At 57.7% G+C, this 23,725-nt stretch carries 23 protein-coding genes and 1 pseudogene; 12 read left to right on the top strand and 12 right to left on the bottom strand.

What is annotated here, in order from left to right; genetic code table 11:
* The 6 genes from EL199_RS10030 to solA all read left to right on the top strand — a co-directional run bounded on the left by EL199_RS10030 (window position 1) and on the right by solA (window position 6,932).
* Window positions 1-936: a helix-turn-helix domain-containing protein gene (locus EL199_RS10030; protein WP_004141759.1), complete on the top strand. Its 936-nt coding sequence runs from the start codon at window positions 1-3 to the stop codon at window positions 934-936.
* Window positions 929-2,200: a histidine--tRNA ligase gene (gene hisS, locus EL199_RS10025; protein ID WP_004141761.1), complete on the top strand. Its 1,272-nt coding sequence runs from the start codon at window positions 929-931 to the stop codon at window positions 2,198-2,200. The genes EL199_RS10030 and hisS overlap by 8 nt, the downstream gene beginning before the upstream one ends.
* Window positions 2,197-2,829: a YfgM family protein gene (locus tag EL199_RS10020; protein WP_004141763.1), complete on the top strand. Its 633-nt coding sequence runs from the start codon at window positions 2,197-2,199 to the stop codon at window positions 2,827-2,829. The genes hisS and EL199_RS10020 overlap by 4 nt, the downstream gene beginning before the upstream one ends.
* A gap of 1 nt (window position 2,830) precedes the next feature.
* On the top strand, window positions 2,831-3,997 hold the full coding sequence (bamB, locus tag EL199_RS10015) for an outer membrane protein assembly factor BamB (protein ID WP_004141765.1): 1,167 nt from the start codon (window positions 2,831-2,833) through the stop codon (window positions 3,995-3,997).
* Window positions 3,998-4,400: 403 nt separating this feature from the next.
* Window positions 4,401-5,792: a ribosome biogenesis GTPase Der gene (gene der / locus EL199_RS10010; protein ID WP_004141769.1), complete on the top strand. Its 1,392-nt coding sequence runs from the start codon at window positions 4,401-4,403 to the stop codon at window positions 5,790-5,792.
* 30 nt (window positions 5,793-5,822) lie between these two features.
* Window positions 5,823-6,932, top strand: a complete 1,110-nt coding sequence (gene solA / locus EL199_RS10005) for an N-methyl-L-tryptophan oxidase (RefSeq protein WP_004141770.1) — start codon at window positions 5,823-5,825, stop codon at window positions 6,930-6,932.
* 4 nt (window positions 6,933-6,936) lie between these two features.
* Here solA and EL199_RS10000 read toward each other — a convergent pair whose 3' ends face one another.
* Window positions 6,937-8,235, bottom strand: a complete 1,299-nt coding sequence (locus EL199_RS10000; protein WP_126316070.1) for an MFS transporter — start codon at window positions 8,233-8,235, stop codon at window positions 6,937-6,939.
* Window positions 8,236-8,349: 114 nt separating this feature from the next.
* Between EL199_RS10000 and EL199_RS09995 the strand changes: the two genes are divergently transcribed.
* Window positions 8,350-8,652 carry a DUF4282 domain-containing protein gene (locus EL199_RS09995; RefSeq protein ID WP_004141774.1) on the top strand — a complete coding sequence of 101 codons (303 nt, stop codon included), beginning with the start codon at window positions 8,350-8,352 and terminating at the stop codon, window positions 8,650-8,652.
* Between the two features lie 61 nt (window positions 8,653-8,713).
* Here the strand turns inward: EL199_RS09995 and EL199_RS09990 are convergent, their stop codons facing one another.
* Window positions 8,714-9,040 carry a hypothetical protein gene (locus EL199_RS09990; protein ID WP_004141775.1) on the bottom strand — a complete coding sequence of 109 codons (327 nt, stop codon included), beginning with the start codon at window positions 9,038-9,040 and terminating at the stop codon, window positions 8,714-8,716.
* A 194-nt stretch (window positions 9,041-9,234) separates the two neighbouring features.
* Here EL199_RS09990 and EL199_RS12845 point away from each other — a divergent pair, with 194 nt between their 5' ends.
* Complete coding sequence (locus EL199_RS12845) at window positions 9,235-9,384, top strand: hypothetical protein (protein WP_155814343.1); 150 nt, start codon at window positions 9,235-9,237, stop codon at window positions 9,382-9,384.
* Window positions 9,385-9,429: 45 nt separating this feature from the next.
* Here EL199_RS12845 and EL199_RS09985 read toward each other — a convergent pair whose 3' ends face one another.
* From EL199_RS09985 to EL199_RS09980, 3 genes and pseudogenes are all read right to left on the bottom strand, one after another.
* Window positions 9,430-10,212: a transferrin-binding protein-like solute binding protein gene (locus EL199_RS09985; RefSeq protein ID WP_040355518.1), complete on the bottom strand. Its 783-nt coding sequence runs from the start codon at window positions 10,210-10,212 to the stop codon at window positions 9,430-9,432.
* A pseudogene (locus EL199_RS13540) lies at window positions 10,198-10,287 on the bottom strand (hypothetical protein); the annotation flags it as partial. The gene EL199_RS09985 and the pseudogene EL199_RS13540, both read right to left, overlap by 15 nt.
* An 18-nt stretch (window positions 10,288-10,305) precedes the next feature.
* A complete protein-coding gene (locus tag EL199_RS09980) occupies window positions 10,306-11,727 on the bottom strand; it encodes a transferrin-binding protein-like solute binding protein (protein WP_004141779.1) in 1,422 nt (473 codons plus the stop codon).
* Between the two features lie 667 nt (window positions 11,728-12,394).
* Here EL199_RS09980 and EL199_RS09970 point away from each other — a divergent pair.
* Window positions 12,395-13,324, top strand: a complete 930-nt coding sequence (locus EL199_RS09970) for an ABC transporter substrate-binding protein (protein WP_050768098.1) — start codon at window positions 12,395-12,397, stop codon at window positions 13,322-13,324.
* A 182-nt stretch (window positions 13,325-13,506) separates the two neighbouring features.
* Here EL199_RS09970 and EL199_RS09965 read toward each other — a convergent pair whose 3' ends face one another.
* The 4 genes from EL199_RS09965 to EL199_RS09950 all read right to left on the bottom strand — a co-directional run bounded on the left by EL199_RS09965 (window position 13,507) and on the right by EL199_RS09950 (window position 15,888).
* A complete protein-coding gene (locus tag EL199_RS09965; RefSeq protein ID WP_004141783.1) occupies window positions 13,507-13,860 on the bottom strand; it encodes a hypothetical protein in 354 nt (117 codons plus the stop codon).
* Between the two features lie 110 nt (window positions 13,861-13,970).
* Window positions 13,971-14,297, bottom strand: coding sequence for a hypothetical protein (locus tag EL199_RS09960; protein ID WP_004141785.1), 327 nt, complete (start codon window positions 14,295-14,297; stop codon window positions 13,971-13,973).
* A 108-nt stretch (window positions 14,298-14,405) separates the two neighbouring features.
* Window positions 14,406-14,759 carry a hypothetical protein gene (locus EL199_RS09955; protein WP_004141787.1) on the bottom strand — a complete coding sequence of 118 codons (354 nt, stop codon included), beginning with the start codon at window positions 14,757-14,759 and terminating at the stop codon, window positions 14,406-14,408.
* Window positions 14,760-14,913: 154 nt separating this feature from the next.
* The gene (locus tag EL199_RS09950) at window positions 14,914-15,888 is read right to left on the bottom strand and encodes an FAD:protein FMN transferase (protein WP_169306935.1); all 975 of its coding nucleotides are present in this window, start codon (window positions 15,886-15,888) and stop codon (window positions 14,914-14,916) included.
* A gap of 121 nt (window positions 15,889-16,009) precedes the next feature.
* On the opposite strand from EL199_RS09950, the gene EL199_RS09945 reads away from it, so the two are divergent.
* Window positions 16,010-17,011, top strand: a complete 1,002-nt coding sequence (locus EL199_RS09945; RefSeq protein WP_040355523.1) for a YeiH family protein — start codon at window positions 16,010-16,012, stop codon at window positions 17,009-17,011.
* 119 nt (window positions 17,012-17,130) lie between these two features.
* The gene (locus tag EL199_RS09940; protein WP_004141792.1) at window positions 17,131-19,908 is read left to right on the top strand and encodes a tetratricopeptide repeat protein; all 2,778 of its coding nucleotides are present in this window, start codon (window positions 17,131-17,133) and stop codon (window positions 19,906-19,908) included.
* A gap of 74 nt (window positions 19,909-19,982) precedes the next feature.
* Here the strand turns inward: EL199_RS09940 and glmS are convergent, their stop codons facing one another.
* Entirely contained in the window at window positions 19,983-21,806 is a 1,824-nt protein-coding gene (gene glmS, locus EL199_RS09935) for a glutamine--fructose-6-phosphate transaminase (isomerizing) (protein ID WP_004141794.1), read from the bottom strand.
* Here glmS and EL199_RS09930 point away from each other — a divergent pair.
* The gene (locus EL199_RS09930; protein WP_004141795.1) at window positions 21,805-22,029 is read left to right on the top strand and encodes a Rossmann-fold NAD(P)-binding domain-containing protein; all 225 of its coding nucleotides are present in this window, start codon (window positions 21,805-21,807) and stop codon (window positions 22,027-22,029) included. The two genes, glmS and EL199_RS09930, sit on opposite strands and share 2 nt — an antisense overlap.
* An 18-nt stretch (window positions 22,030-22,047) precedes the next feature.
* Here the strand turns inward: EL199_RS09930 and EL199_RS09925 are convergent, their stop codons facing one another.
* Window positions 22,048-22,227, bottom strand: a complete 180-nt coding sequence (locus EL199_RS09925; RefSeq protein ID WP_004141797.1) for a hypothetical protein — start codon at window positions 22,225-22,227, stop codon at window positions 22,048-22,050.
* Window positions 22,228-22,239: 12 nt separating this feature from the next.
* The gene (locus EL199_RS09920; protein WP_040355526.1) at window positions 22,240-23,724 is read right to left on the bottom strand and encodes a DUF4178 domain-containing protein; all 1,485 of its coding nucleotides are present in this window, start codon (window positions 23,722-23,724) and stop codon (window positions 22,240-22,242) included.
* Window position 23,725 lies beyond the last annotated feature (1 nt).

Here is a 23,725-nt window from a genome sequence, read left to right as displayed (position 1 = left end):
ATGAGCGAAAAGACCAACACCACCGGCGCGCTGGATATCGGCGCAGTCCTCTCGGCCGCGCGCATGAAGCGGGACCTCTCCATCGCCACCGCGGCGATGCAGTCCAACCTCAGCCAGGAAATCATCGAAAGACTCGAACAAAACCGCTTCGCCGAAATCGGCGCACCGGTTTTTACCCGCGGCTACCTTGGCCTCTATGCCCGCTTCCTCGGCCTAAACGAAGCGGCGGTCAGCCAGGCATTCAACAAAATCAAAAGCGAACCCGCGCCAGAATTGCGCTTGACCGCTGCCAACATCGAAAGCCAGGCGCGCCCCTACCGCCGCCGCAGCTACCTCGGCTCCTGGCTGCTGCTCATCCCGGTCGTTGCCATCGGCGGCATCCTCCTCTACCAGCTGTTTGACAACAACTCCTGGCTGATGACACAAATCAACGGCGCCTTCAACGCCCCGCAGGCGAGCGGCGAAACCACCCCGGCCGAAGGCGGCAGCGCCAACAGCGGCAACGAAATTGTGCTGGAAGTGGGCGGCACCCCGCTCTCGCCGGAAGGCACGCCGCTCTCCCCCGAAAGCGCGCAGAACATCCCCGGCCTGACCCCGCCGCCTGCCAGCGACAGCAGCGCCACCAACAGCGAACAAGGCGCAGAAACCCCGGCTAGCGACACCCCGCCCGCTAGTACCGCTAACCGCGGCATCCAGCTCTCGTTCTCCGTCGAAAGCTGGATAGAAATCAAAGACAGCGGCAACAAAAAAGTACTGTCCAAACTCGTCAAAGCGGGCGAAAAAATCGAACTGCCCGCCGACGGCGCGCCGTACAACCTCAACCTCGGTCGCCCCGATGGCGTCGTCATGCTGATAAACGGCCAAGAACAGCCGCTGGAAAACTACCGCCAGAAAAACTCCGGCCGCCGCTTCAACGTAGATGTCCCCAATGGCTAAAGCACAAATCCAGTCGCTGCGCGGGATGAACGACGTCTTCCCGCCCGAAGCCAGCCACCTGCAACAACTGCACGACCTCATCCACGCCGTGCTTGCCCGCTACGCCTACCGCCCGCTACAACTGCCGCTCCTCGAACAAACCGGCCTGTTCAAGCGTGCCGTCGGCGAAGAAACCGACGTCGTCAGCAAAGAAATGTACACCTTCTGCGACCGCAACGACGAAAGCATCACCCTGCGCCCGGAAGCGACCGCAGGCGTGGTGCGGGCGATGATCCAGCACGGCAAACTGCAACAACCGCAGCGCGTCTATGCCGAAGGGCCAATGTTCCGCTACGAACGCCCGCAAAAAGGACGTAGCCGCCAATTCTCGCAAGTCAGCGTCGAAGCCTTCGGCATGGCAGGTGCGGCACTTGACGCCGAACTCATCGCCATCTGCGCCGACCTCTTCCGTCGCCTAGGCGTACTTGACCTGCTGACGCTGGAGCTGAATACCATCGGCCTTGCCGAAGAACGCCACGCCTTCCAACAAGCGCTGGTTGCCTACCTGCAAAACCACCTGGACGCGCTGGATGACGACAGCCGCCGCCGTTTGACTATCAACCCGCTGCGCATCCTCGACAGCAAAAACGCTGGCGTACAGGCGGTGCTGGACGGTGCACCCGCGCTGGACGACTACCTCGGCGCCGAAAGCCGCGCCCACTTTGCCCGCCTGACAGCACTACTGGACGCGCAGGGTATCGCCTGGCGGCGCAACCCGCGCCTCGTCCGCGGCCTCGACTACTACTGCCACACTGTCTTCGAATGGACGACCGACGCCCTCGGTGCGCAAGGCACCGTCACCGCCGGCGGCCGCTACGATGGCTTGGTCGAACAACTGGGTGGCAAACCGACCCCTGCCGCCGGATTTGCCTTCGGCATCGAGCGCATCCTGCTACTGGCGCAAACGCGCGACACCTTCCGCGACACCCCGCCCGCCGTCTATGCCATCGCCACCGATGACGCCCACTTTGCGAGCCTGCTGCCGCTGGTACAACGCCTGCGCGACGCCGACATCGCCGTCCTCGTACAAACCCAGGTTCAGGCGCTGAAAAACCAGCTGCGCAAAGCCGACCAAGAAGGCGCGCATTACGCCCTCATCATCGGCGATGACGAAGCAGCGAACCAAAGCGCCAGCCTGAAAAACCTGCGCGACGGCAACCAGGAGCGCCTGCCGTTGGCCGAAACACCCGCCTACCTCCAAGAACGCCTCAAGGAAACCGCATGATCCCCACAACCGACAGAACCGACGAAGAAACCGTAGAACTCATCCGCGAATGGCTGCAACAATACGGCCTGACCATCATCGCCGGACTGGTACTTGGCCTGGGAGCCATCGGCGGCTACCGCTACTGGCAAAACCAGCAAGAAACCCAGCGGCTGAACGAATCGGCACAACTCGACACCCTGCTGCAGGCGCTGGAAAAAAACGACCTGCAAGCCGCCGCCGCCCCATATGACGCCCTGCTGAAAGAAAGCAGCGACATCACCGCGCTGGCCGCGCTCAACATGGCGAGTGCCTACCAAAAAGCGGACAAAAAAGAAGACGCGCAGACCGCACTCAAACTCGCCGCCGCCAGCCCCGACCCACTCGTCGCCCAAAGCGCACGCTGGCAACAGGCGCTGTTCCAAGTAGAAAACGGCGACTACGACGCCGCCCTGCAAAGCGCGGACGCCCTGAAAAACAGCGCCTACGCCCCGCAGGCCGCAGCCCTGCAAGGCCTCATCCTCGAAAAACAAAACAAACTGCCGGAAGCCTTGCAAGCCTGGCAACGCAGCCAGGAACTCGCGCCCAGCCCGGCGACCGCTGCCGAAATCAACGCCCTGCAAGCGCACCTTGCGGTGAAGGAAAACTGACATGCAACGCCGCCGCCTCATCCAGCTGGGCGCCGTCGCGCTCCTGCTAGCCTCCTGCTCCGCCACCTCCGACTTCTTCCTCGGCAAAGACAACCGCCCCGCGCCCAAACCGCTGCCTGCCAGCAGCGGCCAAGTCGTGACCAACATCCTGTGGAAACACAACCTCGGCGACGGTGGTGCGGACAAAGGCCTCGCCCTCAAACCCGCCTACGACGGCGGCCGCGTCTATGCCGTCTCCGCCGACGGCCGCCTCTACGCCTTCGAAGCCGAAAGCGGCGCACAACTGTGGCGGGAAAAACTCGGCAACAACATCAGCGCCGGAGTTGCCGTCAACCACAACAGCGTCTTCGTCGGCACCGACAGCGGCGACCTGCTCGCCCTCTCCACCGAAGACGGCGAAACCCGCTGGCGCGCACCCCTCTCCGGACTGATGCTCGCCGCGCCGGTTGCCGCCGACGGCATGGTCTATGCGCGCAGCATTGACGGCACCCTCACCGCCTTTGACGCCGACAACGGCAGCGAACTGTGGCGCTACCACATCAACGAACCCGTGCTGAGCGTGCGCGGCAACGCCGAACCCGTAGTGGGCGGTGGCGTCGTCATCATCACCACCGACAACGGCTACTTCGTCGTCCTCGACCAAAAAAACGGCCTGCCGGTCATCGAACAGCGCGTTGCCAGCAGCAGCGGCAGCAACCCCGTCGCCCGCTTGGTCGATATGGACAGCACCCCGCTCGTCGCCAACGGCGTCCTCTACGGTGCCGCCTACCAATCCATGCTCTTCGCGGTGGACCTGCAAAAAGGCCAGCCGCTGTGGCAACAAGAACAAGCCTCCACCCAAAAAGACATCGCACTCAACCGCAACGGCATCTACCTCGTCAGCGACACCGACCACCTCATCGCGCTCAACCCGCAGGATGGCCGCATGCGCTGGCAAAACGACCGCCTCGAAGGCCGCCGCCTCTCGCCGCCATTCGCCCTCTCCGATGGCCGCGTTGGCGTACTGGACTACGAAGGCTGGCTGCACTGGATAGATGGCACGAGTGGCGAACTCATCGGCCAACAAAAAATCGCCGCGGGCAGCGCCGACACCCCGGCCGTCGTCCTGCGCGACAGCATCCTCTGGCAACTCGACGACGGCACCCTGCTCAAATTCCGCCCGCAATAAAAAGCGCCTCTTTGGGGATGAGGCGGGGAAAACCGTCCAGAGCCCCCTCCCCCGGTGGGGGAGGGTTGGGGTGGGGGCAGCAAACCCACCGCGAAGCGACAAAGCACGGCACAACCAGAAAATAGCGTCATAACTGCCTGCAAAACCCCAGATGCCATTTACATACACCTTGAGCGCTCAGGTGAATGTAAACAGACAACAGAAAAACAAAATGCCGCCACAGAGCCCCCTCCCCCGGTGAGGGAGGATTGGGGCGAGGCAGCAAACCCACCGCGAAGCGGTAAAGCACGGCACAACCAGAAAATAGCGTCATCACTGCCTGCAAAACTCCGGATACCATTTACATACACCCCAAGCGCTGCCCTGTATGTAAAAACACAAAACCCCAACCCGAATCCCTGCTATGACCCCCGAGACCGAAACGCCTGAACCCCCCAGCCGCCGCAAACCGCTCGTCGCCCTTGTTGGCCGCCCGAACGTTGGCAAATCCACCCTCTACAACGCCCTCACCCGCAGCCGCGACTCACTCGTCTCCGACACCCCCGGCCTCACCCGCGACCGCAACTACGGCGACGCCACCCTCGCCGGCATGCCCTGCCGCATCGTCGATACCGGTGGCCTCCTGCGCGAAGAAGAAGACCAGATTGACCGCCGCGTCGACAAACAGGCGCGCGCCGCCGTCGAAGAAGCCGACATCGTCGTCTTCGTCGTTGATGGCCGCGACGGCCTGACCGCGGTTGACGAAACCATCGCCGCCGAACTGCGCCGCAGCCAAAAGCCAGTCATCCTCGCGGTGAACAAAACCGACTTCGCCGACCCCGACCTCATCCTCGCCGACTTCTACACGCTGGGCATCGCGGACACCCTTGCCATCGCCGCCGAACACCGCCGTGGCCTGCAACAACTGACGCAGCGCATCGTCACCCGCCTGCTGGAAACCCCTGACGCCGCACTGTTCGGTGAAGAAGACGAGGCAGAAAACCAAGAAGAAGGCATCGCGCTGGCCGTCATCGGCCGTCCCAACGCGGGCAAATCCACCCTGCTCAACCGCCTCATCGGCGAAGAACGCTTGGTGGCAAGCCCCGTCGCCGGCACCACGCGCGACGCCATCGCCATCCCCTACGAAGACGCACAAGGCGACCGCTTCACCCTGATTGACACCGCCGGCATCCGCCGCAAGGCGCGGGTGAACGACAAAATCGAAAAATTCTCCATCGTCAAAACCCTGGACGCCATCGAGCGCGCCAACGTCGTCATCCTCATGCTGGACGCGCACGAAGGCGTGAGCGAACAGGACGCGCACCTCCTCGGCGAAATCACCCGCCGCGGCCGCGCCCTCATCATCGCCATCAACAAATGGGACCACCTCAACGACGAACAGCGCCAAGCCATCCGCAGCCAATTCGAGCGCAAACTGCACTTTGTCGATTACGCCGAAGTCTTCTACATCTCGGCGCTGCATGGCAGCAACATCCGCCAACTCCTGCCCGCGGTAAAAAAAGTCTATCGCGCGGCCATGGCCGAACTCTCCACCAACAAACTGACCGAAGCACTGCAAGCCGCCTACCGCCGCCACCAGCCGCCGCTGGTGCAGGGCTACTCCATCAAACTGCAATACGCGCACCAGGGCGGGCGCAACCCGCCGCACATCATCATCCACGGCACGCGCACGACCAACGTGCCGGCGAGCTACACCACCTATTTGAGCAAATTCTTCCGCGAACACTTCAAACTGCACGGCACACCAGTACGCATCAGCTACCGCGACAAAACCAACCCCTACGCGGACAAATAACCCCTGCCGCCGCCTGCCCATCAGATAACCATGAAAACCTACGACCTCATCATCATCGGCAGCGGCAGCATGGGGGCTGCCGGTGGCTACTACGCCAGCCGCAGCGGCCTGCGTACCCTGCTCATTGACGCGCATACCCCGCCGCACAACCAAGGCGCGCACCACGGACAAACCCGCCTTTACCGCTACCTCTACCACAACGACGCCTACCAGCACCTGCTCAACCGTGCCGCCATCCTCTGGCCGCAACTGGAAGGCGCGCATCACGCGCGCCTGCTGACCCGCTGCGGCGTCATCAACCTCGCGCCCAAAACGAGCGCCAGCCTCGCTGCCAAACGCCTTATTGCCGAGCGCTACCGCTTGCCCTACCAATGGTTGGAAGCCGATGCCATCGAAAAACGCTGGCCGGGATTAAGCGTCCCTGCCGACACCATCGGCCTGTACGAAACAGAGGCGGGCTACCTGCATAGCGAAAGCGCCGTTGCGCTCCTGCTCGAACAAGCGCAGCGCAACGGCGCCGATACCGCCTTTAACCAGCCGGTTACCCGTATCGCACGCGAAGCAGAAATACTGCGTGTCGAAAGTGGCGCGCAACACTACCATGCGCACCGCGTCGCCCTGTGTGCAGGCACCTGGGCGAATCACATCGCCGGACTCGGATTCCAGCTGCCGTTTACCCCGGTACGCAAAACCTTCGCCTGGTACGACGTGCCCGCGGCCTATCAAGAAAGCCACGGCTTCCCCGGCTTTACCGCGGAAACGGCCGATGGCATCTACTACGGCTTCCCGGATAGCGGTGATGGCCTCAAAGTGGGGCGCCACGACGGTGGCGAAATCATGCGGACAGCAGCCGAGCGCTATCCTTACGGCCACTATGACGACCGGCGCGACACAGACCGCTTCCTGCAACAATACTTCCCGCAAGCGGGCGCGTTGCGTGACGGCAAAGTGTGCAGCTACGACCGCACCGCGACGGAAGACTTCATTATCAGCCTGCACCCCAAAGACCCGCGCATCCTCATTCTGAGCGGCTTTAGCGGACACGGCTTCAAATTCGTCCCTGCCGTGGGCGAACAAATCGCCCGCTTTGCCGTGGGCGAAAGCCTGCCTGCCGCGCTTGCGCCGTTTTTCCTGAAATAGACGCTTACTGCGCGACGGCCTGGGGATGGCGGCGGAAATACAGCGCCAATTGCCAGGCGGTAAACAGGCCGACTGCGGCAAAAACGCTCCACGGCAACAAGGGCAAATGATAAGTCTTGCCCAAATCATAAAGCCAACCGCCAAGAAAATTGCCCAATCCGCCGCCCAAGCCAATACTGATATTGCTTATGCCGACATAAAGACCGAGGGCACGCGGATGGGCAAGATGCGCCACCAAAATATCAATCATTGGGCGGCTGATTAGATAACCGCAGGTATAGCAGGCAACCCATAGAAGAAAAAAGGCAAAATTGCTGGAAGTGCCCAGAAAAAAAGTGCCGCAAGTCATAATCAGTGTGCCAGTGATGAGTAATTGATGACTGGCAAAATGGCGCTGCAAGCGGCGGACAAGAAAATATTGCAATACAAGCGTCAATACCGAACTGAAAGTATAAAACCAGCCAGCGCTGCTCTGGCTGCCGGTAAGAGACTCCGCGAGTAGCGGGAAACTGATATTGACCTGCATCACCACAAACCAATAACCGCACATAATGGCGACAAAGCGCAAATAAATACGGTCGCGCAACAGACGGCGCAATTGCGGCGTATCATCGCCATCACTGGTCGTCGATGGCCGCGTATTGGGAAAATAGCGCAGCGCGACAAAAACATTCGTCAAAAAACACAAACCGGCGGCGACACCCACCGCGCTAAAATTAATTAAAAGCAACGCAATCGCCAGCAATGGCCCAATGGTCGCTGCGATACCGCTCAAATAATTGGCAAGCAGATAAAACTCGCGCCGCTCCTGCGGCTGCGTCATGGCGACCGTCGCCGCTTGAAAGGGCGCATCAAACAACGCGCCGCCCAAACCCGTGAGCAATAATGCGGTGAAAAACGTCGGCATCGCCGTTGCATAACCCAGCATGAAAAAGCCGACCGCACGAATAATCAAACCGGTACAAAGCACGGGTTTCAAGCCGTAGCGGTCGGCAAGCATACCGCCAATGAAGGTTAGCCCCTGCTGGCTGATTTGCCGGAGCGCCAGCGCCATGCCGACCGTTGCCGCCGCCATGCCCACATCGGCGACGAAATGCACCGAAACCAGTGGCATCAGCAAAGTAAAACCGGTAGTCGTGATGGCCTGATAAATGAGCAGGGCAAACAGCTCCGGGCGATCGCGATAGCGCAACAAATCGCGCAGCGGCGCAACTATGGCGGCAAAACGGGAGTTCATGGCGGAAAAGGATAGAAATGTGGCGCCATTATAGCGGATGCGTCGCAAAGCGCGGGCGCGGCGCATGGCATCTATTTGTCTGAAAAGAGATAGTGATACAATGCGGCTGCCTTCACCGCAGTCCCCCGGAAGGGAAACACAAGCGGCAAAGGCGTTTTATCAATCCATTGGAGATGCTATATGTTGAAATCTTTTTTGAACTTTGACAACTTTATTACCCCGCGTATTATCACCATAATTTACTGGATGCAGATTGTGGCAGTATTTTTTATCGCGTTTAATGTCATGTTTTCAGGAATCGGTGCGGAAATCGGCTACGCGGGACATGGTGGTTTCTATCGCCCCAGTTTCACTTTCCTTAGCTTCCTGTTGGGCATCTTTACTTTCGTCGCAGGAATATTAACAGTGAGAGTCATGAATGAATTGGTGATTGTGTTCTTCCGCATTCAAGAACACCTCAAAGCCATTCGCGAGCAGAAATAAACCGGCAAAACAGCAAAAGAAAAGCCTGCCAGCTGGCAGGCTTTATCATATATTGCAGCGCTTATTGGTCGTAAGAGCCGCCATAATTGCAGTTGCAGTCTTTTTCAGCACCTTTTTTGCTGTCATTCTGGTTGCCGTTATTATTGCTGTTGTTGTTATTGTCGTTGCTGCTGTTATTGTCATTCTTCGGAGGATCGTCCGAACGATCCGGAGTGGATTTGTCCTGTGATTTGACATCTGAGGAGGCGTGGTCGCCATCGAGACAGATGTTTTCAAACTTGTCAAACTTGTAGCAGAAGTCGCGCTGTTTCTTGGCGCCGTCGCTAGCCGTGCAAGCGGCGAGTGATGCCAGAATGACAGCGGAGAGAATCAACTTGGTGCTTTTCATGTTATTTACCTCAATATCAGAAGCCGGTTAATTTGCGTCAATCGCGAGGCAATGATAGCAGATAATCGCGAAATTTATACCGCTTGCGGCAGGCTGCGAGCCATGTGCGCCGCTACTGTCGCGGCTGCCAATGCAAGGCGCAGGCGGGCAATATTTGCCTCGTGACACATGCGGGGGAAGATTGCGAAACCGTCATGCCGATCGTGCTGCGCCATGCAGGCAGGGAAATGCGCTTGATGAGCGGTGAACGCGCGCAGGATGATGGCTGGGCATTGGGGCGCAGCAAAATTCGTTTACTAAGCGCCGAAAGCAGGCAAACGGAGTGCAAGACGAACTGGAAATGAAAAGAGCCTGCCGGAATCCGGCAGGCTCTTTTGCAGGCTTCAGTTTTATTGCTTGATAGCGCCGGAGCTGCCATCGGTATAACTGATGAAACTGCCAATCTGGAAAGTGCCGCCCATTTCGGCAGCCCCTTCGCCATAGAATTGGCCTTGCGCTGTTGCCGACTCCGGATAGATGCCGCTGCCAGCATGGCCTTCAGCGACAAAAGTGTTACCGCTAATCGTGCCTTTTTCGAAGGTTATTTTTTCCGGATAGCGGGTTTTCTCGTGACTGTATCCGGGTTTTTCCGTATTTTCAAAGGAAAGATCACCGCTAATCTGATTGTTGAAGAAATTGATGTTGAAATCGGAGATGCCTTTGACAATAAAGCCTTCGGTATTCCTGCCAATGAATGCTTCACCCTTATATTTCAGATTGTCTTTGCTGGCAAAGATGGCGTCAGTTTCCGGCGTTAAGGCACTGGCACTGAAAGGAATGGCTTGCTTGTCACCCTTGCCTCTTTCATTGGCTTTGTTATAGACATAGCCAAAGGCCTGGGATTTGTATTTTTCACCACTTACCGCAAAGTGTTGATAGCTGCGGGTATCGGCATAATTTTTATCCAATACCGGCGAACCATCGATGCTTCCGGCTGCGCGTAACGCACTGGCATCAATTTCTTTGCCATTGATGTTTAGTACCAGTTTGTTGCCTTCGCCTTTGATATCGGTGATTTTTTCGTACGAACCGATTGGCGACCTTTTCGACAATTCATTGCCACCCAAGGCAAGTTGTGCGGCAGGCGGCGGATTGTTGCTTGCTTCTTTGCGGGCGCCAAAGCTGCCATCCACGGTGCTGCTATATGTTCCGGTCTGGAAGGTACCGCCCAACTCGGCCGCGCCTTCGCCGTAGAATTGCCCTTGGGCGGTAGCTTTGTTAGATAGCTAGGCAGAAGACTTACCAGTCGCAGTAAAGGTGTTGCCTGTAATATTGCCGTCTGTAAAGTCAATTTTCTCCGGATAGCTGGTTTTCTCGCCGCCATAGCCTGGTTTTGCGCGGTTGGCAAATTCCAGCTTGCCGGTGATTTTTTTGTCAAAGAAGCTGACATTGAAACGGGATGTGCCTTTGACAATTGGTTGCATGCCGACGTTATCGCCGATGAATGCATCGCCGCTGTATTTCAGGCTGTCTTTGCTGGCAGGCTTCAGGACGGCATCGGTTTCAGGAGTTAATTGAACAACGCTGAAGGCTACCGCCTGTTTGTCGCCAGTGCCTTTGTCGTTCGCCTTGTTATAGACGTAGCCAAAGGTTTGCGCGGCGTATTTGTCGTCGCTGACGGCAAAGTATTGGTAGCTCTGGTTGGTTTGGTAGGCGCTGTTGTCCACCGGGTTACCGGCGGCAACGCCAAGTTTGTTACCCAGCGCGCGCAGTTCTTCGCTGTTGATTTCTGTGCCCTTGACGGTGAGTGCCAGTTTGTTGCCGCTGCCTTTGATGTCGGCGGCGGGAACGTTTTGGTATTCGCCAATCGTGCGTGAGGAAAGCTGGTTGCCACCCAGACCGTCTGCTGTTGGCGGCTGCGGCTGTGGCTGCGGTTGCGGTTGTGGCTGTGGTTGCGGCTGTGGTTGCGGGATGCTGCCGCTGTTATCGATGCCTTCTTTCAGCGCGCCGAAGCTGCCGACATACTTGTCGACATAGTCGAAGAAGATGCCGCCCATTTCCGCCGCACCTGCGCCATAGAAGTGGCCTTTAACAGTCGTAGTGGTGGTTACGCGATTATCTACCTTACCGCCGCCTTCAAAGGTATTGCCATCTATCTCGCTGAAAAATTTGATTTTGCCCGGATACTTGGCGTCTTCGTTTTCTTTGCCGGGGGTGGTGCGTTTTTGCCCTGCGGCAAAGGTAAAGTCGCCTTCCAGCTGTTTATCGGCAAAATAAACGTCAATGTCGCTGCTGCCTTTGACGATGTCGCCGCGGCTGGCCAGATAGGCATCACCCTTGTATTTAATGGCGTCGCCGGTATCGAATACGGGGTCGTTGATATCGGTTACTGCGCCACTATTAAAAGCGATGCCGTGGTTTTTCGCGTCGTCTGTGCCGTCACCTTCGTAGAGGTAACCAAAGGCTTGTGCGCGGTATTTTTGCGGGTCGCTGACGGCGAAACTGCGGAAGCTGTTTTGTCCCAGACTTTCTTTGGCAATGGCACCACCATTGCTGCCTTTGCCGCGCAGTTCTGCGGTGTTGATTGTGTAGGTTGCACCGTTTACTAGTTCGACATCCAGTACGGGCGCGTTGCTCATGCCCTTCTGGACTTTGAGGTCATTCGTTATCCCCCAATCCATCTTGCCCTGATAGAGGGATTCGGCCATCGCGCTGCCAGCGCATGTTTCGGTGGCGCAATCGGCAACTTTGCTGGATGCGTTGGTGCCAGGATTGGTGCCGGGATTGGTGCAGGGATTGGTGCAGGGATTGGTGCAGGGATTGGTGCCGGGATTGGTGCCGGGATTGGTGCCGGGATTGGTGCCGGGATTCGTTCCGGGGTTGGTGCCGGGATTGGTGCCGGGATTGGTGCCGGGACTCGTTCCGGGGTTGGTGCCGGGGTTGGTGTTGTTGCCACCATTATTTGCAGGCGGGGGAACGGCACCGCCATTACCGCCATTGGACGGCGGTGGGGTTACTCCGCCGTTGTTGCCTTGTGGGGCTGTCGGCTGGGTGGTGTTGTCCGGTTGCGGGTTTTGTGGCTGTTCGTCCTGTTGCGGTGCGGGTTCGTTGTGGTTGCCGCTGTTGTTGTTTTGCGGGGTGGAAGGGACAGATTTGGGGACGACCGGTGTTTGCGGGTCGGCAGGGCTGTTGTCGCTGCCGCCGCCACCGCAGGCGGTCAGCGCGGTAAGGATTGCGCCGGAAAGGAGCAGTTTTGTGGCTTTTTTTGCAGGATTTTTGTTGGGATGACCGGTATTAAGCTATTTCCCGCGTCTTTCGTTCCTGTTTGCTGCAGATGCGGGCATAATGCGTGCTTTTCGCTTCCAGGAGTCTTTTATGAAAAGTGTCTTTTTTGTTGTTTTGTTGTGTTGTCAGAGTGCGGCGGTTTTTGCCGCGGACAAGATTAGTCTGGTGCTGGATTGGTTCGTCAATCCGGTGCATAGTCAGGTCGTGATTGCGCAGCAGAAGGGTTTTTTTGCGGCGCAGGATTTGGAGGTTACGCTTTCCGAGCCGACGGATGCTGCGACGGGTGCCAAGTTGGTGGCGGCGGGCAAGGCGGATTTGAGCATGACGTATCAACCGCAGTTGCATCAGTATCGCGATCAGGGACTGCCGGTCGTGCGAGTTTCTACGATGATTGCAACGCCGCTCAATACGCTGACGGTGCTGAAATTAAGCGGTATTGAGAAGATTGCCGATCTTAAGGGCAAGAAAGTTGGCTATAGTGTTGCCGGTTTTGAGGATACGTTATTGCGCACGTTATTGGCAGAGGGTGGTTTGAAACCGGAAGATGTGGAAACGGTCAATGTGAATTGGTCTATTAGTCCGTCTTTGATGAGCGGGCAGGTTGATGCGGTAATCGGCGGGTATCGTAATTTTGAATTGCATGAGTTGGAATTGGCAGGTAAGCCGGGCAAGGCTTTTTTTCCTGAAGAGCATGGTGTGCCTGCTTATGATGAGATGATTGTTATTGCCCGTGAGGATCAGGCGCATGATGATCGTTTCCGCCGTTTTAATTTGGCTTTGGAGCAGGCGACGCAATTTATGCTGAATCATCCTGATGAGGCGTGGCAATCTTTTGTTTCGTACAAGAAGGAGCTGGATGATGAGATTCATCATTTGGCGTTTAAGGATACTTTGCCGCGTCTTGCGCTGCGTCCAGGGGCTTCTGATAATGCGCGTTATCAGCGCTTCGCCGAGTTTTTGCAGAGAAATGGCGTGATTGGCAAGGTGGATAAGGATGCGGTCAGTACGGTTGAGCCGTAAGTTGGTTGCAGTATTAGAGTCTGTTTGGCGTAAGTGCATTTTTAGCGCCAAAGTTTGATAGAAATTTGAAGCAGGAAAGCAGCCGATATGTTTCTTCTCCCAGTGCGGGCTTCGCGCTGCGGGGGAGTTGGATAGGCTCTTAAAAAAACCGGCATTCATGCCGGTTTTTTTTGAGGGTTTGTTTAGCGGCTCATGATGCGGTTAAAGCAGGCGCTGACGGTTTTGACGGCAACGTTTGTAACGGCTTGTGAGCGGGTGGCGGGGTTGATGACTTGTATCATTTCTTCACCGCTCATTTGTGATGGTGCTTCTTCGCTGACGCAGCCGCAGATTTTGTTTTCCCATTGTTGTTTGATTTCTGCACCCATGAGTGCGGAAGCCAGTTGCCATTCTTGGCGTGCGTTGAGTTGGCTATGGCATTGTTGTTTGACCAGCGGGCTGATGAGTTCGCGCGCCAGGGTATTTTGGTTGATGCCGCTATTGGCAGCGCAGCCGCCGAGCAGGGCGGCAAGGTAGAGGATTTTGGTTTTTTTCATGGAGGTTTCCGGTTGTTGGTGTGGTGAGGGGTTGATGCGGTCGCGATGTGTTTTGTTCGCGCGTCCCACGCTCCCCCGCTGGGCGGGGGAGGTGGGTTTTGTCCCCAGGCTCAGAATTTTACCCCGACGCTGAGGGTGCCTTGCAGGTCTTTTTTGCCTTTGCGCAGGTTGTCCGAGACGCCGGCGCGGATGATGACGCCTTTCGCGGTCTGGTATTCGCCGGTAAGTCCCGCGCGCACGGTATTCGGGTTTTTGTCCGTGCGCAGGGTGAAGCCGCTGGCGCTGCCGCCGTTGCTGCTTTTGCCGGTCGCGCCGCTGCTGCCATCCACGCCGCCTACGCCCGGTTTGCCGAAATCGGCAAGCGCCACCACGGAGATGCCGTTGGCACTGCCGAAGCTGCTGACGTTGCCGTGCACGCCGGCCAGTCCCGCCTGCAATACCGCTTCGCCGACCGCGCTGCGGCGGTTGTCGATGGTGGCGAGGTTGATGTCGATGTCGTTCGGGTTGCTGGCAGGCGTCCAGCCGAGCGCGTCAATGGCGTTCGCCTAGCCGTTCAGCTCAACGGTCGAGCCTTTTTCTGTTTTCTTGGTGGTCAGCGTGCCGGTGGCGACGACTTTGCCGTGAATGTGGCCGTTATTGAGCGCGCCGGTTTGCGCGATTTTTCTGTCGGCGTCGTTCGGGTTGCCGTACCAGATGATGCGCACCGGGTTGCCGCTGCGGTTGAAATCTTTTTCGCTGGTGCCGACCGGGCTTTTGCGGTCGGGTTTGCCGTCTTTCTTGACGATGGCGGTGATGGTATTGACTTTCTCGACGCGCTCACCGGCATCCACGGTGGCAGTCGCACTGCCGCCCTGCTGATAGGGCGCGGCGCTGGCGATGACCGGCAGCGCGGCGAGCATTTACAAAACTAGGGTCTTACGGACAAAGTATTGATTACTTATGGAATTTACAGAAATTCAGACTAAAAGAAACTCCCGAACAGCCGCTTGCCATTCAGGAGCCCGAAAAAAGTGCGCGGATTATAGCCAAATTTCCGTAATGAGAATGTCATTTTTACGCAAATTGCAACTGCGCCTGAAATGCCGGAGAAAGGATGCGGTGAAAATCGCCATCGCGCCGCGTGACCAGGCAAACGGCCAAATCCTGCTGCGTGGCGACCGCCCATGCCGCTTCCGCGCCGAGCGCATACAGCCCGGTGGCAAGCCCATCGGCACGCATTGCCGTTGGCGCCAACACCGACAGCGAGGCAATGTCATGCCGCACCGGTCGGCCGCTGCGCGGGTCAATCACATGCGACTGCATCGCGCCGTTATCATCGACAAAAAAATTGCGGTAATCGCCGGAAGTGGCGAGCGCCAGCCCGTCCAGCGCGACCACCGCCACATGCTGCGTGCGCTGCAACGGATGCTCAACGCCGACCCACCACGGTTGCCGCTGCGGATTGACCCCGCGTCCGTACAACTCGCCGCCAATCTCCACCAAAAAATCGCCAATGTCTGCCGCCGCCAAGACACCCGCGACCGCGTCCACGCCATAACCCTTGGCAATCGCGCACAAATCCAGCTGCAACAGCGGCGCGTGCTTGCGCACAAACCACATCCCCGATTCCTCCGCCAGCTCAAACTGCCCCATACCGCTTGTGCGTGCGGCGATGGCATCCGGCGGAGGAGGGCTGTCGCGGCGCGGTTCTGGACCAAAACCCCACAAATTGACGAGCGCGCCCAGACTCACATCCAGCCCGCCTTGCGTGACCTCATGCAGCGCGACCGCCTCACGCAGCACCGTGGCAAAATCGGGCGGCAACAAAAACCAGCGGTCATCGCGTAGTTGATTGAACTGACTGATGGCCGAATCCGGCAAATACGGCGACATCTCGGCATTAACCTCATGCAGGCGGCGCTCAATCTGCGCCTTGATGGCGGCGGGCGAGGGCAGGGCGCGGCCATCGGCCCAGTCAATATACTTGACGGAGTAATCCGTCCCCATCGTCTGCCCTTGCAGGGTAATCAGTGCGGCTTCTCTGGTCATAAAAACTCCGGTTAAGAGGCTGGAGATTATAAAGAAAACCGCCACAGCCAAGCGCAATAACCCGTTTTTCCGACGAAAAGAGAGGCGTATCATTGCGCCAACTTCATCCAGAGAACCCATCATGAGACAAAAAATCATCGGCATGCTGCCCGTCCTCGCCGTCGTCATCCTCGCCGCCCTTGCCAGCCGCGAATTGCATCTGGCACGGATGGGCTTAAGTATGCTGACGCTTGCCATCCTCATCGGCATGCTTGTCGGCAATACCCTCTACCCGCGCATCGCGACGCATTGCCACGAAGGCGTGGTCTTCAGCAAGGGGCAACTGCTACGCCTCGGCATCATTCTTTACGGTTTCCGCCTGACGCTGGCGCAGGTCGCCGCCGTCGGCGTGAACAGCATCCTCGCCGACGCCCTCATGCTCACCACTACCTTCTTCCTCACCTGCTGGATTGGCATCCGCTGGTTGAATATCGAGCGTCACACCGTCTGGCTGATGGGTGCGGGCAGCGGCATCTGCGGCGCTGCTGCCATCATCGCCACCGCTCCCGTGGTGCGGGCAGAATCGCACAACGTCATCGTCGCCGTCGCCACCATCGTCATCTACGGCACCGTCGGCATCTTCCTCTATCCCTATATGCACGCGGCGCAGTGGTGGCCGGTTGCCGACGCGCCCTTTGGCATCTACATCGGCTCTAGCGTGCATGAGGTGGCACAAGTGGTGGCGGCGGGCAAGGCCATTAACGACACTGTCGCCAACCTCGCTGTCACCACCAAAATGATCCGGGTGATGATGCTCGCGCCCTTCCTCCTCGTACTCTCATACTGGATGAGCCGCTATGCCCACCACGACAGCGCCAGCCGCCGCCTCGTCATCCCGTGGTTTGCGCTCGCCTTCATCGGCGTGATGCTCTTTAACTCCTTCATCCACCTGCCGCCCGCCGTGCTGGACGCCATCAACACCTTCGATAACTGGCTGCTTGCGATTGCAATGGCCGCACTCGGCATGACCACCCACCACAGCACCCTGCGCCAGGCAGGCATCAAGCCGCTTATCCTTGGCGCGATCGTTCTTGTCTGGCTGGTTGTCGCCGGTGGGGCATTACAAACCTGGCTGGCGGGTTGATGCTACTCGCTGCAAATAGCGCGATGGCGAATACGTTGGCGAAATGGAAAAAATAAGACAGCCTGAAAAGGTGTCATCCGCAAATTACCGTTTCAGTTCACATTTACATAAAGGATGTCATGATGACAGAACAAGAACTTAATGCGTTGCTCCAACAGGCAGATGATTTGTACCTGCAAGGGCAGCTTGATAAGGCAATAGAGATTTTGCGCAGAATCAAACGCGAAGATTCGCCCGAACTGTATGCAAAGGCTCAGTTTAATCTGGGTGTTGCTTTGCGAAAACAGGGCAAGACTGAAGAAGCAATCGCCGTTTACCGCAGTATCAAACGCACAGATTCGCCTGAGCTATATGCGGATGCTCGGTTTAATCTGGGTTTTATTTTACGAGCACAAAACGATAGTGCAGGCGCAATCGCTGCCTACCGCAGTATTGAACGCGCAGATTCGCCCGAGCTGTATGCCAAGGCTCAGCTTTATCTTAGTATTACTTTGGAAGAACAAGGCGATAGCGCAGATGCAATTGCCGCCTACCGCAATATCGAACGCACAGATTCGCCCGAACTGTATGCCGAAGCTCAGTTTAATCTGGGTGTTGCTTTGCGAAAACAGGGCAAGACTGAAGAAGCAATCGCCGTTTACCGCAGTATCAAACGCACAGATTCGCCCGAGCTATACGCCGAGGCTCGGTTTAATCTGGGTGTTGCTTTGCAAGAACAGGGCAAGACTGAAGAAGCAATCGCCGCCTACCGCAGCATTGAACGCACAGATTCGCCCGAATTGTATGCCAAGGCACAGTTTAATCTGGGTGTTGTTTTGCAAAAACAGGATAAGATTAAAGAAGCAATTGCTGCTTACCGCAATACTGAACGGACAGATTCGTCCGAGCAGTATGCCAAGTCCCAGTTGAATCTGGGTATTGTTTTGCAGAAACAGGGTAAGATTAAAGGAGCAATCGCTGCTTTCCGCAGTATCGAACGTACAGATTCACCAGAGCTATATGCTAGAGCTCGGATTTATCTCGGTATTACTTTGGGAGCACAAGGTGATAGCGCAGGCGCAATTGCTGCCTACCGCAGCATCGAACACACAGATTCGCCCGATCTGTATGCTGAAGCTCGGTTTAATTTGGGCGTTACTTTGCGGGAACAGGATAAGATCGAAGACGCAATTGCCGCCTACCGCAGTATCGAACGTACAGATTCGCCCGAGCAGTATGCAAAGGCGCAGGTTAATCTGGGTATTGATTTGGGAGCACAAGGCGATAATGCAGGCGCAATTGCCGCCTACCGTAGCATCGAACGCACAGATTCGCCCGAGCAGTATGCCAAGGCTCAGCTTTGTCTCGGTATTACTTTGGGAACGCAAGGCGATAGCGCGGGCGAAATTGTCGCCTATCGTAGTATTAGACGTAAAGATTCGAAGGAGGCTTATGCCAAGGCTCGGTTTAATCTGGGTATTACTTTGAGAGTACAAGGCGATAGTGCAGGCGCAATCGCTGCTTACCGCAGTATCAAACGCACAGATTCGCCCGAATGGTATGCAAAGGCGCGGTTTAATCTGGGTGTTGCTTTGCAAAAACAGGGTAAGGCCAAAGAAGCAGTCGCTGCCTATCGCAGTATCAAACACACAGATTCGTCCAGGCCGTATGCCAAGGCTCAATTGACTCTTGGCATTCTCGGGTTCGATAAAAATAAAACAAAGGCTCAGCAGGCTTTTGCAAATAGCAGGTCGGTTTTCTACTATCAGTCAGAAAGCCTATTGAAAATTTTAAACTGCCCACCCGGTAGCCGCTTAAATTTGAGGGCAGTTTATGATGCCACCGTATCCATCATCAAAACGCTGTTTATTTCAAGCGTCGGGGGGATAGCGGGAGAAAATCCGCTGAAAGTGGCTCATTATACTCGCCCCTCAATAGCCCGCCTTTTGATTGCGGGAGAGAAAGACAAGGTCTCTTCTTTGCGTCTTAACACGGTGAAAAATACCAACGACCCGACTGAAGGAAAGGTACTGTACGGCTATCTGCACAAGTCTTGCGGGCTTCCATCCGGCGTACTGGATGCGGAGCAGGAATCTGACAGCCAAGCCTTGGCGGCATTTATCAGCTGCTTTACTTTCAACCACGATAGCCTGAACCAGTTCCGTCTCTACGGTAAAGAAGACGGGCTGGAGGCATCTGGCGTAAGCCTGGTTTTCGGGAAACGCTTTTTCTCTGCCGCAGACCCGTTCGCCATCATGACTGCCGCGCCAGAGCGGGAAGCCTTCACTACGAACAATACGATGGAAGACAGCAGCCCTGCGCAGCCTGACAAAACCACACAGAAAAAATTAGACAAACTGCCGCTTTACCGCTGTATTTATCTTGAACCGCAAAGCGGTTATGTGTCTATTGCCCACCGCGACAAAGTTACTTTCTATGCCGAAGCGTGGCATAACGATAAAACAGCCGTACATAAGAAACTCTGTAAAAAAGCCGAAAAAAATTGGAAAAAGTATCAGGCCGAAATCAACAAGCTGACAGAAAAAGTCAAAGACGATTTATCTAAACTGTCTGAAAAGATTAAAGCTGTAGCGAAGGATGCCGAAAACGATGTTTTGCAAACCCTTGTCTTTATCCTGCAACCGCTGCGCTATCTGGTGAAACACGCCGCGTTTCAGGAAGAGCAGGAATGCCGCATGCTCTATATCGGCAATTTACTGGAAGAGGAGCGCATTTATACCGATTGGGACGGCAAACAGATGTATCTTGAATACGCTGAGCCGGTTAGAAATTCACTCAACAAAATCTACCTCTCCCCCGGCGCAGAGCCATATGCGGACTTTTTCAAACGCGAACTGCCGACTCTAGCAAAACAAGGCGCCATCCGCCGTTCGCAAAATCCGTTCAGAAACAAATAAACCACAGGAAAAGGCAGCGAACGCAGGTTGGGTCAGCGAGAGACGAGCGTAACCCAACGGCGATAGGGTTTGCCTTATTCCACTGTCACCGATTTGGCGAGGTTGCGCGGCTGGTCCACATCGGTGCCTTTGAGCAGGGCGACGTGGTAGGCGAACAGTTGCAGCGGCACGACGAAGGCAATGCTGGCGGTGAACGCGTCCAGCTCGCCAAGGCGGATGACGTCTGCGCCGGGGAAGCCGCTGGTATCGACGCGATCGTCGGCGAAGATGATGAGGCGGCCGCCGCGTGCCTGTACGACTTCGAGGTTGCTGCTGATTTTTTCTGTGAGGGCGTCGTGTTTGATGAGTGCCAGCACCGGCATGTTTTCATCAACCAGCGCCAGCGGCCCGTGTTTGAGTTCGCCTGCCGGGTGCGCTTCGGCGTGGATGTAGGTCAGTTCTTTCAGTTTGAGTGCGCCTTCGGCGGCGATGGCGTAGTTTTCGCCGCGGCCGAGGTAGAGGCAGCCGTGGCGGTGTTCGAGTGCTTTGGCGGCGCGGGCGATTTGCGGTTCGAGCGCGAGGATGTGTTGTAGGTGGCGCGGCAGGTGGTCGAAGGTTTGCAGGTGTTCGCGCGCGAAGGGACGGCCTTGTTCGGCGGCGATGATGGCGTTAACCAGGTGCAGCACGGCCAGTTGGGTGACGAAGGCTTTGGTGGAGGCGACGCCGATTTCGCGTCCGGCACGGGTGAGGATGGTGTGGTTTGCCGCGCGGGTGAGTGCGCTTTCGGGGACGTTGCAGATGGCGAGGTTGTCGTGGTAGCGCCCGTCTTTTTTGGCTTTTTCCAGGGCGGCGAGGGTATCGGCGGTCTCGCCGGATTGCGACAGGCTGATGAACAGGGTGTCCGGCGGTACGGCGATGTCGCGGTAGAGGTATTCGCTGGCGTATTCGACGCTGGTCGGGATGGCGTTCTGCTCGAAGTGGTATTTCATGACGAGCCCCGCGTGGTAGCTGGTGCCGCAGGCGACGATGTGCAGTTGGCGGGTGCGTTTGAGCGCGGCGAGGAGTTCGGGGCGGAAGGAGGCAAGGTGCAGTTCGCCATGCGCCAGGCGGCCTTCGAGGGTGTCGGCGATGGCGGTCGGCTGCTCGAAGATTTCTTTTTGCATGTAGTGTTTGTAGCCGCCTTTGCCGATGAGGTCGCCCGTCTGCTCGCTTTCGTTGATGGCGCGCGTGACTTCCGCGCCGCTCGCGTCATAGATTTGGCAGTGGTCGCGGGTGATGCGCGCCAGGTCGTTTTCTTGCAAGGAGATGAAGCGGCGGGTGACGGGCAGCAGCGCGAAGATGTCGGAGGCGGCGAAGTGTTCGCCGATGCCGAGGCCGATGACCATCGGCGAGCCGTGGCGCGCGGCGATGATTTCGTCGGGGCGGTCGGCGGCGATGACGGCGATGGCATACGCTCCGCGCAGGCGGGCGGTGGTGTCGCGCACGGCGCGCAGCAGGTCGTGATGCTCGCGGTAGTGGCGGTCGATGAGGTGGGCGATGGTTTCGGTGTCGGTGTCGGAGGTGAAGGTGTAGCCCGCCGCGCGCAGTTCGTCGCGGATTTCCTGGTAGTTTTCGATGATGCCGTTGTGGACGACGGCGATAGTGGCGCCGCTCATGTGCGGATGGGCGTTGGCTTCGCTCGGCACGCCGTGTGTCGCCCAACGGGTGTGGGCGATGCCGCTGTTGCCGTGGATGTTTTCGGCCCCGGCTTTGCTAACGAGGCTCGCCACTTTGCCGACGGCGCGGCAGCGGTCAATGGTGCCATCGTGGTTGACGGCAAGGCCTGCGGAGTCGTAGCCGCGGTATTCGAGGCGCTTCAGGCCTTCGAGCAGGATGGGGACGATGTTGCGTTCGGCAACGCCGGCGACGATTCCACACATGGTTTTTTTCCTCTTTTCTGAACGGGTTGCGCCCTTGGTCGCGGGGCTTGGGCGCGGCAATATAGTGAAGGCCGCGGGGGGTGTCAATTTGTATGTCGGCACAAACAGCGCCCTGCGGGGGAAGGAGAATTTTGCACAGGCGCTTGGTGATTATTTCGCCGCATCGTTTTCACTACGCGGCGCGGGATTTCTCCTGGATAGAACGCTGTCCTCATTTACATAGGTATGTAAACCGGTGGCGTTATTTGTGCCAACTGCCGCCGCCGCTACCGCTGCCAAAGCTGCTGCCGTTGCCGAAAATGGTGCCTCCGCTGTGGCTGCGTGTGCCGGTGGTGTTTTCGCTGCTGCTCATGCTGTAGTTGATGAAGGTGCAGAAGATGAGGGTGCTTGCGACGATGAGGTTGTAGGTGTTGCGGTTCATGTGCTGCCCCGGTTAGTCATCGTCGTCTTTGTCCGATTTGAAGACGTCGCGCCAGTCGCCGCGCCTGCCGAGGCGGGCGAGGCCAACGATGGCGATGCCGGATATGATCAGCGAGGAGACGACGCTGTCGGCATCCATCATCAGCCAGGCGGGGATGTTGAGGATGATGTAGATGATGATCATGACGCCAAACACGCCGCTGCTGCCCGCGCCGCCTGCCGTGGCGATTTTCCGCCCGAACCATTTTTCGATTTGTTCCGGCGTGACGCTCAGGTTGCGGCTCCAGGAGAGTTCTTGCGCGCTTTGTTCGGCGCAGAGTTTGTCGTCATCGCGGCCGTAGTCGCGGTGTTGCAGGGTGTCGCCCGGCTGGATATGCCAGTAGAACGCGCCCGCCGCGCTTTCTACCCGGCTTTGGTAGTCGTAGAGTTTGCGCTTGCCGAGCGGGTCGCCGCTGCGGTCAAGCAGCGGCCATTCGTTTAGGGTTTGTGCGAAGCTCCATTCGCCGTCGTCGGTCTCGGTCAGCCAGGCGAAGCCTTCCTGCGGCGCGTAGAGCAGGTATTCTGTCCAGCCGCTGTCTTCGCCTGTTTCTGTTTTGTGTACGACGCCAATCAGGGTGTAGCGCACGTTGTGTATGGTCGCCTCCGCGCCAAGCGGCAGAGTATGCGCTTCGCTGGCGGCGCGGCGCGCGCTTTTTTGCCGTAACGCCAAGCCTTTGTCGTTGCTGGCGAGGTCGCTACCGCAGGACGGGCAGAGGATGGTGCCGGTCAGGCCGTTTATCCATTCGACTGGGCTGCCGCAATGCGGGCAGTTGCCGCTCGCGCGGCTGCCTTTCAGTTTGCCTGCGGTCTCGATGATTTGTGTGTCGCTGCGAGTGTTTTGCAGTTTGAGGTCGGCGAGTGCCACGCCCTGCCCGGCGAAGATTTCCGGCGGCTCGTCGGCGTAATCGACGGTGAGAAATTCGCCGCCGTAGCGGAAGTCGGCGACACGGTTTTGCCGCGTGCCGCTGAAGCGGAAGGGCAGTTCGCCTTCGGCGGCGGCGCGCTCCAGGGTGATGTCGCGCACGTCGGCGGCGATGAAGGCTTTGCCGTGGAAGGTGAAGCGGCTGCTGCCAGCGCGCAGGCTGGCAAATGCGGGCGGCGTTTCTGTCGCTGCCACCGGACGGGTCAGTACGTACTGGTCGCCCGCTTCGGCAAGCCAGCCGTCGCTGCCGTCGGCAAAGAGCAGGTACCATTCGTTCCAGACGCCCGCGTCGTAGCGCGCCTGCAAGCGGCCCACCAGGGTGAACGGCTGTTTGTTAAACACGCCGCTGGTGCCGATTTGCAGCGGGCTGAAGTCTTCCAGCAGCGCGCTGTCTTCGCCGCTATCACGCAGCGTTTCGCCCTCGCGGATGAGCAGGCTGTGGCAGTAGCTGCACACCAGCGTTACCGCGCTGGCGCTCATGCTGCGCACCGGCGCGCCGCAGCTGGGGCAGTCGGTATGAAAAAGCGGCGCGGCCATG

Source organism: Cardiobacterium hominis (assembly GCF_900637305.1).
Lineage (GTDB): Bacteria > Pseudomonadota > Gammaproteobacteria > Cardiobacteriales > Cardiobacteriaceae > Cardiobacterium > Cardiobacterium hominis.
This window is presented reverse-complemented; position numbering and strand designations above follow the sequence as displayed.

Bases quoted from the DNA above. Each gene is read 5' to 3' on its own strand.
- EL199_RS09920 (WP_040355526.1), bottom strand. From the start codon at position 23,724: ATGGCCGCGCCGCTTTTTCATACCGACTGCCCCAGCTGCGGCGCGCCG.
- EL199_RS09965 (WP_004141783.1), bottom strand. From the start codon at position 13,860: ATGAAAAAAACCAAAATCCTCTACCTTGCCGCCCTGCTCGGCGGCTGC.
- EL199_RS09945 (WP_040355523.1), top strand. From the start codon at position 16,010: ATGAGACAAAAAATCATCGGCATGCTGCCCGTCCTCGCCGTCGTCATC.
- der (WP_004141769.1), top strand. From the start codon at position 4,401: ATGACCCCCGAGACCGAAACGCCTGAACCCCCCAGCCGCCGCAAACCG.
- EL199_RS09955 (WP_004141787.1), bottom strand. From the start codon at position 14,759: ATGCTCGCCGCGCTGCCGGTCATCGCCAGCGCCGCGCCCTATCAGCAG.
- bamB (WP_004141765.1), top strand. From the start codon at position 2,831: ATGCAACGCCGCCGCCTCATCCAGCTGGGCGCCGTCGCGCTCCTGCTA.
- EL199_RS10030 (WP_004141759.1), top strand. From the start codon at position 1: ATGAGCGAAAAGACCAACACCACCGGCGCGCTGGATATCGGCGCAGTC.
- EL199_RS09950 (WP_169306935.1), bottom strand. From the start codon at position 15,888: ATGACCAGAGAAGCCGCACTGATTACCCTGCAAGGGCAGACGATGGGG.
- EL199_RS09970 (WP_050768098.1), top strand. From the start codon at position 12,395: ATGAAAAGTGTCTTTTTTGTTGTTTTGTTGTGTTGTCAGAGTGCGGCG.
- EL199_RS09995 (WP_004141774.1), top strand. From the start codon at position 8,350: ATGTTGAAATCTTTTTTGAACTTTGACAACTTTATTACCCCGCGTATT.
- EL199_RS09925 (WP_004141797.1), bottom strand. From the start codon at position 22,227: ATGAACCGCAACACCTACAACCTCATCGTCGCAAGCACCCTCATCTTC.
- glmS (WP_004141794.1), bottom strand. From the start codon at position 21,806: ATGTGTGGAATCGTCGCCGGCGTTGCCGAACGCAACATCGTCCCCATC.
- solA (WP_004141770.1), top strand. From the start codon at position 5,823: ATGAAAACCTACGACCTCATCATCATCGGCAGCGGCAGCATGGGGGCT.
- EL199_RS09990 (WP_004141775.1), bottom strand. From the start codon at position 9,040: ATGAAAAGCACCAAGTTGATTCTCTCCGCTGTCATTCTGGCATCACTC.
- EL199_RS09940 (WP_004141792.1), top strand. From the start codon at position 17,131: ATGATGACAGAACAAGAACTTAATGCGTTGCTCCAACAGGCAGATGAT.
- EL199_RS12845 (WP_155814343.1), top strand. From the start codon at position 9,235: ATGCCGATCGTGCTGCGCCATGCAGGCAGGGAAATGCGCTTGATGAGC.
- EL199_RS10000 (WP_126316070.1), bottom strand. From the start codon at position 8,235: ATGCGCCGCGCCCGCGCTTTGCGACGCATCCGCTATAATGGCGCCACA.
- hisS (WP_004141761.1), top strand. From the start codon at position 929: ATGGCTAAAGCACAAATCCAGTCGCTGCGCGGGATGAACGACGTCTTC.
- EL199_RS10020 (WP_004141763.1), top strand. From the start codon at position 2,197: ATGATCCCCACAACCGACAGAACCGACGAAGAAACCGTAGAACTCATC.
- EL199_RS09980 (WP_004141779.1), bottom strand. From the start codon at position 11,727: ATGGCCGAATCCCTCTATCAGGGCAAGATGGATTGGGGGATAACGAAT.
- EL199_RS09930 (WP_004141795.1), top strand. From the start codon at position 21,805: ATGGTTTTTTTCCTCTTTTCTGAACGGGTTGCGCCCTTGGTCGCGGGG.